Origin of the sequence: Vibrio sp. 10N.261.52.A1 (genome assembly GCF_002876325.1) — a bacterium.
Classification (GTDB): domain Bacteria; phylum Pseudomonadota; class Gammaproteobacteria; order Enterobacterales; family Vibrionaceae; genus Vibrio; species Vibrio chagasii.
This window is the reverse complement of record NZ_MCYD01000741.1, coordinates 1-8,141: the sequence shown is the minus strand read 5'-3', so window position 1 is coordinate 8,141 and position 8,141 is coordinate 1. Positions and strand designations below refer to the sequence as shown.

Here is an 8,141-nt window from a genome sequence, read left to right as displayed (position 1 = left end):
GCTCACTTTTCTGTGAGCCTTTGGCTTATTTAGGAGGGCCCAAACTCGTGGGCAGCGTCATGGCTAAAGTCAAGCAAGCGGTAGATCTGCAACCACTTGGTTGAACGCGATTCGAGCATTCTGAGCCTGCTCAGATAACTCGACCTTTTTCGCTTGTGCGGCACTAAGATTACTCTCGGCCTGCTCAAGTGCTTGCTGCAGGTTCTCTGGTAACTCGTGAGTTTCCATTTGTGAACCTTGTTCTAGCACATAAGCGCGAATTTCTTTTTTCACTGCTGCTAGTTCTGTATAAGCAACACGCTCAAGCTCTGCAGCTTCTTGCGCAGCGTCTCTCTCTTTCTCAAACTGAGCCAGTGCCATACCTTCAGCTGACCATGGATCCATGTCTGGCAGCTCTTCGATATTGATGGTTGGTTCGATGTACGCATCTTGGTGACGTAAATCGAGGCTAGTTGCGCGCACTGCTGAAATCATCAACATCACAGAGATAGCCAGTAGCGGTAGGCCACCAACAATCGCTGCAGTTTGTAACGTACTCAAGCCACCCAGGAACATCAGAATCGTTGGTAAGAACGACAGTGTGAATGCCCAGAACATACGGTTCCAACGCATTGGTTCTTCTGTCACGTTGTTCTGAACAACAGAGGCAAGGATGTATGAGATAGAGTCAAAGGTAGTCGCAGTGAAAATGATACACAGTAGTGTAAATACCGCGATAACGATTGTGCTCATCGGTAACTGTGCCAGCATCGAGAAGATAGCCTTAGTTGCGCCTTCATTGTTTAGTACAGCTACAACATCTAGCTCGCCAGACAGTTGTAGAGACAGACCGTAGTTACCCAAGATCATGAAGAATAGGAAGCAACCTAATGAACCAAAGAAGATAGAACCTGACACCATTTGTTTGATGGTTCGACCGCGAGATATACGCGCTACAAATAGACCCATACTTGGTGCAAATACTAGCCACCATGCCCAGTAAAAAATCGTCCAGTCTTGTGGGAAGTGCGTATTTTCGAATGTGCCGTAGCCACCAAATGGTTCAGCCCATGTCGCCATCACGAAGAAGTTAGACAGCAGACGGCCAATCGAGTCTAAGCCGGTTTCCAGCATGAAGATCGTTGGACCAGCAATCAGTACGAAAGCCAATAGACCCATTGCACCCCAGAAGTTGATGTTACTCAGGATCTTAATGCCTTTTTCCAAACCTGCGTAAGACGAGTAAGCAAAAATAGCAGTACAGACCAAAAGAACCGTCACTTGTGTCAGGTTGTTTTTCGGTAGGCCAAACAGGTGATTCAAGCCTTCGGTGATTAGAGGTGCTGCTAAACCTAAGGTTGTTGCTGCGCCACCTAATAGGCCGAAAATGAATAGGATATCAACGATCTTTCCTGGTACGCCTTTACTACGGTGCTCACCAAGAACAGGCATTAGTGCACTTGAGATCTTTAGAACAGGTTGTTTACGCACGTAGAAGAAGTAAGCGATAGGAATTGCCGGGATTAGGTAGATAGACCATGCGATTGGTCCCCAGTGGAACAGGCCGTAGGTTGCTGCCCAACGAACCGCTTCTTCACTACCTGGTTCTAGTTGGAAAGGAGGAGATTGGTAGTAGTAAGCCCACTCAATACAGCCCCAGTACAAGATACTTGCACCGATACCACCACAAAATAGCATGGCAGCCCATGAAGCAGTTTTAAACTCAGGCTCTTCATCAGCTTCGCCTAGTTTAATTTGTCCCATATCACTGAACACCACGTACACCATAAATGCACAGGCTGCGAGACCTAGTGCTAGATATAGAAAACCAAGTTGATCAGTCATGAATGTTTTCGCAACCGCAATCCAGTCTGCGCCTTGAGCAGGGAACAGAATGAGCGGGAAAACTATCGTGAGGAGGAGTGCAATCGCACCAAAGAAGGTTGGCTTATCGATAAGCTCAAAAGTGTTTTTCACGAGTATTATTCCATTTAAATGAGAGCGGAATTATGGAATGAACTCGTTTTTCTGACCTAATCGGGTCTGTTGTCGTGACGACAAATCGCTTTTATTTAGAATAAAATACGATCAAAGGACTACGCAGGTAAGGCTATATTAGAGCAAGCAGAATACCGCCTACGGTTGCCGCTGCGGATAGGTATTGCCCCGCTGAATAAGAACCGTCATTTTCTTCTTCGATCTTATCTGGGTGATCCATACCTAGAGCACCGTGAGCAAATGATTCAACTTTATCGGTAACTGTCGCGTTTTCTGCTTCAACCTTCTTAGCTTCTTTATCGATTTCTTTAAGGGCAGATAAGAGCGCTTTGCCCTCTTCAGAAAGTTTAACCGTATTTTGCTCAACCTTAAGCGGCGCAGGCTTTTCAGCTTCGTTAGCTGAACTTTTAGCGTTCATCTGCGAAGGCGAATATAGCTGAGTATTACTCGTTCCTACTGGCGTCATATAGCTCTCCTTACCTATCCTTAAACATAGTATCGGCAGAGGTGTGAAAAACTTGTGCAATTAATCATCGATAGTGATGTTTTTTTATTCGCACATTACATTTTCTTCTGCTTAATCAAAACTGCTTGGTAAATAAGCAATTCCTATGCCGATACCCATGTTCAACCTAAGAAGCTAAGCGAGCTTAGTCACATTGTAGGTCTGAGCTGCGTTTAGACAGGTGTTTGTATGCCTTCATACGGTTCTCTTTCTGAACAAAACGTACGGGTGGAGACAGCACTTGCAGTTGGTAATCACTCGAATCTGAAGACAAGGCGTCAACAGGCGTGATGATGGCAACTTTTAGGTCAGGATTGCGACGCGAGATAGAAGCGGCTGTGCCTAAACCACCTTCAGTATGGAACTTACCAGCGACATGAATCACCTGTTTGTTAGGGTTCGTTGCTAGGTAATCGACAATCGATTCCGCCATGGTTTCATCCCAAGTCACTTGAGCGGCAAACTGCTTTTCTGTTTGTTCTGGCGTACCGTGATGCATCGATGCCATGAACTTTTCTTTGTAAGGGCTATCGCCAATATTAACCTCAGTCGCAACCCAATCTCGCTGTTCTGAAGAAAGCTGCTCTAGGTAAGGTAATCCTTTACGGCCAATACACTGAACGAAGGGTTTGGGCGCATTCGCCGCGATAACATCTAAGTCATTCGCTTTTGCGAACTCTACTAATGCGCGGTAATCACTTTCGTAATTTGGCCAAGCTGCAGCCTTGGAGATAAGTACCTGCTCGCCAATTTCACCGTTTAGATATTGGTTAAGCGTGTCTTGGTGTTCTCGAGTAAATTGCTCCATTGATAGGGCAATGTTTGAGTCTGCATTTTGACGCGCTTTTAAGAAATCAGTTTGAAAGCGGTGGATGGCGGAGTGAGTGTGCCATTCGCCAATAAGAATGACGTCAGCGTCTAGCAGCTCTTGAGGTAAAGCGTTAAGTGAGAGTGCTTCGCCTTGTGGTGAGGCAAACTGGTAATCGTAGTAGGTGGAAACGGTTTCCGGTTGAACCACTTTTTGAGAAGTGTTTTCTGAAGGTTGATTAGCACAAGCTGTGAGAAGAGTGGCTAATCCGATAAGAATAATACGTTGCATGAAATGCCTCCTTGAAGAACACGCATACTAAAGGAGGCAAGATGAGATTTCAATGCAAACGATAATCAATATCAATTAAATCTTTTTGCGGTACACTCTTAGCATAAAGTCAGCTTCACAGTTGAATTGCTCTGCGTTGGTGAGTTGTTGTTTAAACTCTTCAGTTGCTTTCCAAGCAAACGGCGTCATCTGTAGCAGGTCGAATGCATCGGACCCCGATAGTTCCATCATATAGTTTAGTTGCTCTTGATGCTCAAGCGTAAAACCTTCGATCAATTCAGGATCTTCATCGTGTAAACGCACACCATCATAAATGGCGTCACGCAACTGATATAGGTGTCGGCTTGCTGGTGTCACTGTAATCACGACACCATTATCCTTGATGGTACGTTGCAGCTCTTCTGCCTTGCAAGGCGCATAAATGCGTAGAATGCCGTCTAAGCTGTTTTCAGCAAAGGGTAGACGATGGCTAGAGGCAACAGAGAAGTCAACCGCAGGGTAGCGTTTAGCCGCGTATTTGATAGCAATCTTAGAAATGTCTAGACCAAAAATTGCACCGTTTTTATCTTGAAGATTCAGCGCGATTTCATTGGTGTAATATCCCTCGCCACAGCCAATATCCAACAGGCTAGGATTTGTGTCTGGCAGGTAGCTAGAGCATAAGCCGACTGCCGCTTGGCGCATTGGCTCGTAATGGTTGCCTTCAAGGAAGCGACGACGTGCCTGCATCATCTCTTTGTTGTCACCTGGATCTTTTGAACGTTTGTGGTGTGCGGGCATCAAGTTGACGTAGCCTTCTTTTGCTAAATCGAACTGATGGTTCTTTTCACACTTAAACGTACGATCGTTTTGAGATAAAGGTTGGTGACACAGAGGGCATTGGTAGTGCATGACGATCTCAGAGCATAGAGTAGGGCGGCAAATTCTATCAAAAAGGACTCCGTCAGGCTAAACAAAAAAGCCGTCAATAGTGGCTCTGGAGATACGGAGTATTGGGGATGACGACATTAAAAATCATTGCTTCGATTTCGGTCACGTTTGTCTGCGGTTTTTCTAGCTATGGTTCACTCTTCAATAGCGTGAATAAGAAACTGATATGAAAAAGAAAATTATCCTCGATACGGACCCTGGCATCGATGACGCAATGGCCATTTTATTTGCAGAAGCTCATCCAGAGATTGAGCTGATGGGGATTACGACGGTCTATGGCAATGCGACGATAGACAACGGCACTCAGAATGCGCTTTATCTAAAGCAAAAGTTTGGTATGAATGCGCTGGTGGCAAAGGGCACTGATAAGCCTTTAGTCAGAGACCCAGTTGGCGCTACCGTGGTCGTACATGGTGAAGCGGGTTTTGGTGATGTGAAAGCGCCAAGTTCACTAGATGTCTCAGCGATTGAAAAGCCCGCTTATCAGTTCATTATTGATAGTGTTCGTGCTGAGCCTGGAGAGATTACCCTCGTGGCGGTTGGGCCTCTCACTAACCTTGCTTTGGCGTTGGAAGCTGCCCCTGACATTGTCGAATTGGTTAAGGAAGTGGTCATTATGGGCGGAGCCTTTGGTGAAAATGACCACAGAGGTAATGTGACGCCGTTTGCTGAAGCGAACATACACGATGATCCTCATGCTGCAGACAAGGTCTTCACGGCATCATGGCCTGTGACGGTTATCGGGCTTGATGTAACAGAGGAGAGCTTCTTTACTGCTCAATATTTGGATGATTTAAGAGATGATGCTGGAGAGGTAGGGCAGTTCATCTGGGATGTAAGCCGTTACTATTTGAAGTTCTACTCAGAAAAGGTGGGAATGGAAGGCTGTCACGTTCACGATCCATCAGCTATTGCTTATGTTATCCAACCTTCTTTATTTGAGTGCCGAAGTGGTGCAATTAGAGTTGTAACAGACGGCCCTGCTGAAGGTATGACCATCCAGAAAAGCGACCAACGCAAATACATGAATGATGAGTGGAGTTCATTCCCAGCGCAGAAGGTCGGCGTTAAAGTAGACGATGAAGCGTTGTTGTCACTCTACAGAGAGACGTTAGTTCGATATTCTCAGAGTTAAGCTTGAGCGTTAGCCGATTGAGAGTAATAAAAAAGCCGGAGTGAACCGGCCTTTAATATATCTTGCGTAGTGAACAGTTTCCTGAACAGGTTACTGAACAGAAATCGTTGTAATCAGCTGGTGGTTCTCGCCAGGCTGAAGTGTTTTACCTGACTCTAAACTTGGCGCGTGCAATGTTGATTCAACACATAGCATGGTGAGGTAGCCATCATCTTGCATGTCGCCCATACCAGCAGCACCTTCTGCCCAAGGGTTCCACAAGACCGCAGAGTTATGGCCTTGGTTTTCAACTGTTAAAGTACGCTCAAGTTTTTTGTCCGCAACTAAGATTTGCGCTTCTGGCTGAGTGTACACTCGGTCAATGGTGTCGGTTAGCACAAGCTCAGCACCGCCTTGGCAGATCTTGCCACCTTGTAAGCTGTCGATGTACTCAGCACCCATACCTGTGGTGGTTGTGTTATGGATGTCTGCAACGTTTAGGTAAGTGTGCAGCGCACCAGAGAAAGTCCATGGTTGAGAATCTGTGTTCTTCACATCTAATGTTACTTTTAGCTCATCACCAATCTCAACATTTAGGCGAGCATCGAACTGATGAGGCCATACTGCCAGCGTCTCTTCACTAGGCTTCAGACCTAAGCTTACAATCACACCCGCTTCACTTTCACGGTGCTCAACTAATTGCCATTCACTTGAGCGTGCAAATCCATGCGCAGGTGCCGCAATGCGACCAAACCAAGGCCAACATACTGGAATACCACCACGCAATGCTGTTTTGCCATCAAACTTAGCTTGTTGACTCATCCAAATCAGGTCTTCTTGACCTTGTGGTTGGAACGACACAACATGACCGCCAAACAGTGAAATCGCCGCATTTGCCTTCTCGTGAATAACGCGAACTAGTTTTATACCTTGGTGTTCAACAATAGTCACGTTGTCAGAAAGTACAGCCAATGTAGGTAGAGTTGATAAATCCATTACATGATCCTTCTAAGGAAATTGAATTCAAATGCTGACTCGATTCAAGCTTGTGATGAGAGGTGCAAGCAAACCAGTATTGGAATTGAATTTTACGTTTGGGCTATCTTGGTGGATTCAAATAGACGAAGTTAAAAGATAGCAGGTATTAAAAAGGCGACACTAAGGTCGCCTTTTTCAAAGTCTGCTCAAAACAGTCTTTGCTAATGCTTATCTAAAGCTATTTCTAAAAAGAAATTACTTAGAGATGTGAGCGATTAGGTCAAGAACTTTGTTTGAGTAACCGATTTCGTTGTCGTACCAAGATACAACTTTAACGAATTTGTCAGTTAGAGCAACACCAGCTTTAGCATCGAATACTGAAGTGTTAACTTCGCCGATGAAGTCTTGAGAAACAACTTGGTCTTCAGTGTAACCTAGAACGCCAGCCATTTCGCCTTCAGAAGCTTCTTTCATTGCAGCACAGATTTCTTCGTAAGAAGCAGCTTCTTTTAGGTTAACTGTTAGGTCAACTACAGAAACGTTAGCTGTTGGTACACGGAAAGCCATACCAGTTAGAAGGCCGTTTAGTTCTGGAAGAACAACGCCTACAGCTTTAGCAGCACCAGTTGAAGATGGGATGATGTTTTGAGAAGCACCACGGCCACCGCGCCAGTCTTTAGCAGAAGGACCATCTACAGTTTTTTGAGTTGCTGTAGTAGCGTGAACTGTAGTCATTAGACCAGACTCGATGCCCCACTTGTCGTTAAGAACTTTAGCGATAGGTGCAAGACAGTTAGTAGTACAAGAAGCGTTAGAAACGATGTCTTGACCAGCGTAAGTTGCTTGGTTAACGCCCATAACGAACATTGGAGTTGCGTCTTTAGAAGGACCAGTAAGAACAACTTTCTTAGCACCAGCAGTGATGTGCTTACGTGCAGTCTCGTCAGTTAGGAAAAGACCAGTTGCTTCAGCAACAACGTCTACGTCGATTGCATCCCACTTAAGATCTTCTGGGTTACGCTCAGCTGTAACACGTACAGTTTTACCGTTAACGATTAGGTTACCGCCTTCAACTTCAACAGTACCGTTGAAACGGCCGTGAGTTGAATCGTACTTCAGCATGTATGCCATGTATTCAACGTCGATAAGGTCGTTGATACCAACAACTTCGATGTCATTGCGCTCTTGCGCTGCACGGAATACGAAACGACCGATACGGCCAAAACCATTAATACCTACTTTGATAGTCATTGTAGTTGCTCCACAACTTAATTTCTGATTAAAGATAACTGGTAGTAAAATTACAGAATCCAGTCTAAATCTGCAATAGATAATCCGACTTAACTTGTTTAATGTCAAAAAAAAGCGACGCTTTTCTTAACAATTGAGTGTAAGTGGTTGAAAATTGACCATTGCTAGTGGTTCTGCACCCTTCCAGTTGGGTAAAATACCTCTAAATGACGATTCACTTATGAGTGTATATGTACAATGTTTTCTTGTGAGAAAGTATGTGCTACAAAACGACTCATATGCAAGCC

Annotated in this window: 7 protein-coding genes; 1 reads left to right on the top strand and 6 read right to left on the bottom strand. The window is 45.0% G+C overall.

Translation table 11 applies throughout. The features are described from left to right. Positions 1-69: 69 nt before the first annotated feature. The 4 genes from BCT81_RS15205 to rlmA form a co-directional block, all read right to left on the bottom strand. Complete coding sequence (locus BCT81_RS15205) at positions 70-1,956, bottom strand: BCCT family transporter (protein WP_102424972.1); 1,887 nt, start codon at positions 1,954-1,956, stop codon at positions 70-72. Positions 1,957-2,089: 133 nt separating this feature from the next. Next, positions 2,090-2,443: a hypothetical protein gene (locus BCT81_RS15200; protein WP_102424971.1), complete on the bottom strand. Its 354-nt coding sequence runs from the start codon at positions 2,441-2,443 to the stop codon at positions 2,090-2,092. Positions 2,444-2,627: 184 nt separating this feature from the next. Beyond that, entirely contained in the window at positions 2,628-3,581 is a 954-nt protein-coding gene (locus tag BCT81_RS15195; protein WP_102424970.1) for a ChaN family lipoprotein, read from the bottom strand. Positions 3,582-3,656: 75 nt separating this feature from the next. Beyond that, a complete protein-coding gene (gene rlmA / locus BCT81_RS15190) occupies positions 3,657-4,472 on the bottom strand; it encodes a 23S rRNA (guanine(745)-N(1))-methyltransferase (RefSeq protein WP_102424969.1) in 816 nt (271 codons plus the stop codon). A 205-nt stretch (positions 4,473-4,677) separates the two neighbouring features. Here rlmA and BCT81_RS15185 point away from each other — a divergent pair, with 205 nt between their 5' ends. Further along, complete coding sequence (locus tag BCT81_RS15185; RefSeq protein ID WP_102424968.1) at positions 4,678-5,646, top strand: nucleoside hydrolase; 969 nt, start codon at positions 4,678-4,680, stop codon at positions 5,644-5,646. A 90-nt stretch (positions 5,647-5,736) separates the two neighbouring features. Here the strand turns inward: BCT81_RS15185 and BCT81_RS15180 are convergent, their stop codons facing one another. After that, on the bottom strand, positions 5,737-6,621 hold the full coding sequence (locus tag BCT81_RS15180; protein WP_102424967.1) for a D-hexose-6-phosphate mutarotase: 885 nt from the start codon (positions 6,619-6,621) through the stop codon (positions 5,737-5,739). Between the two features lie 237 nt (positions 6,622-6,858). Continuing rightward, positions 6,859-7,854: a type I glyceraldehyde-3-phosphate dehydrogenase gene (gene gap, locus BCT81_RS15175; RefSeq protein ID WP_061033745.1), complete on the bottom strand. Its 996-nt coding sequence runs from the start codon at positions 7,852-7,854 to the stop codon at positions 6,859-6,861. Positions 7,855-8,141 lie beyond the last annotated feature (287 nt).

What these genes read in the sequence shown, in the direction of transcription:
- gap (WP_061033745.1), bottom strand. Translation starts at nt 7,854, where the DNA reads ATGACTATCAAAGTAGGTATTAATGGTTTTGGCCGTATCGGTCGTTTC.
- BCT81_RS15200 (WP_102424971.1), bottom strand. Translation starts at nt 2,443, where the DNA reads ATGACGCCAGTAGGAACGAGTAATACTCAGCTATATTCGCCTTCGCAG.
- BCT81_RS15195 (WP_102424970.1), bottom strand. Translation starts at nt 3,581, where the DNA reads ATGCAACGTATTATTCTTATCGGATTAGCCACTCTTCTCACAGCTTGT.
- BCT81_RS15185 (WP_102424968.1), top strand. Translation starts at nt 4,678, where the DNA reads ATGAAAAAGAAAATTATCCTCGATACGGACCCTGGCATCGATGACGCA.
- rlmA (WP_102424969.1), bottom strand. Translation starts at nt 4,472, where the DNA reads ATGCACTACCAATGCCCTCTGTGTCACCAACCTTTATCTCAAAACGAT.
- BCT81_RS15180 (WP_102424967.1), bottom strand. Translation starts at nt 6,621, where the DNA reads ATGGATTTATCAACTCTACCTACATTGGCTGTACTTTCTGACAACGTG.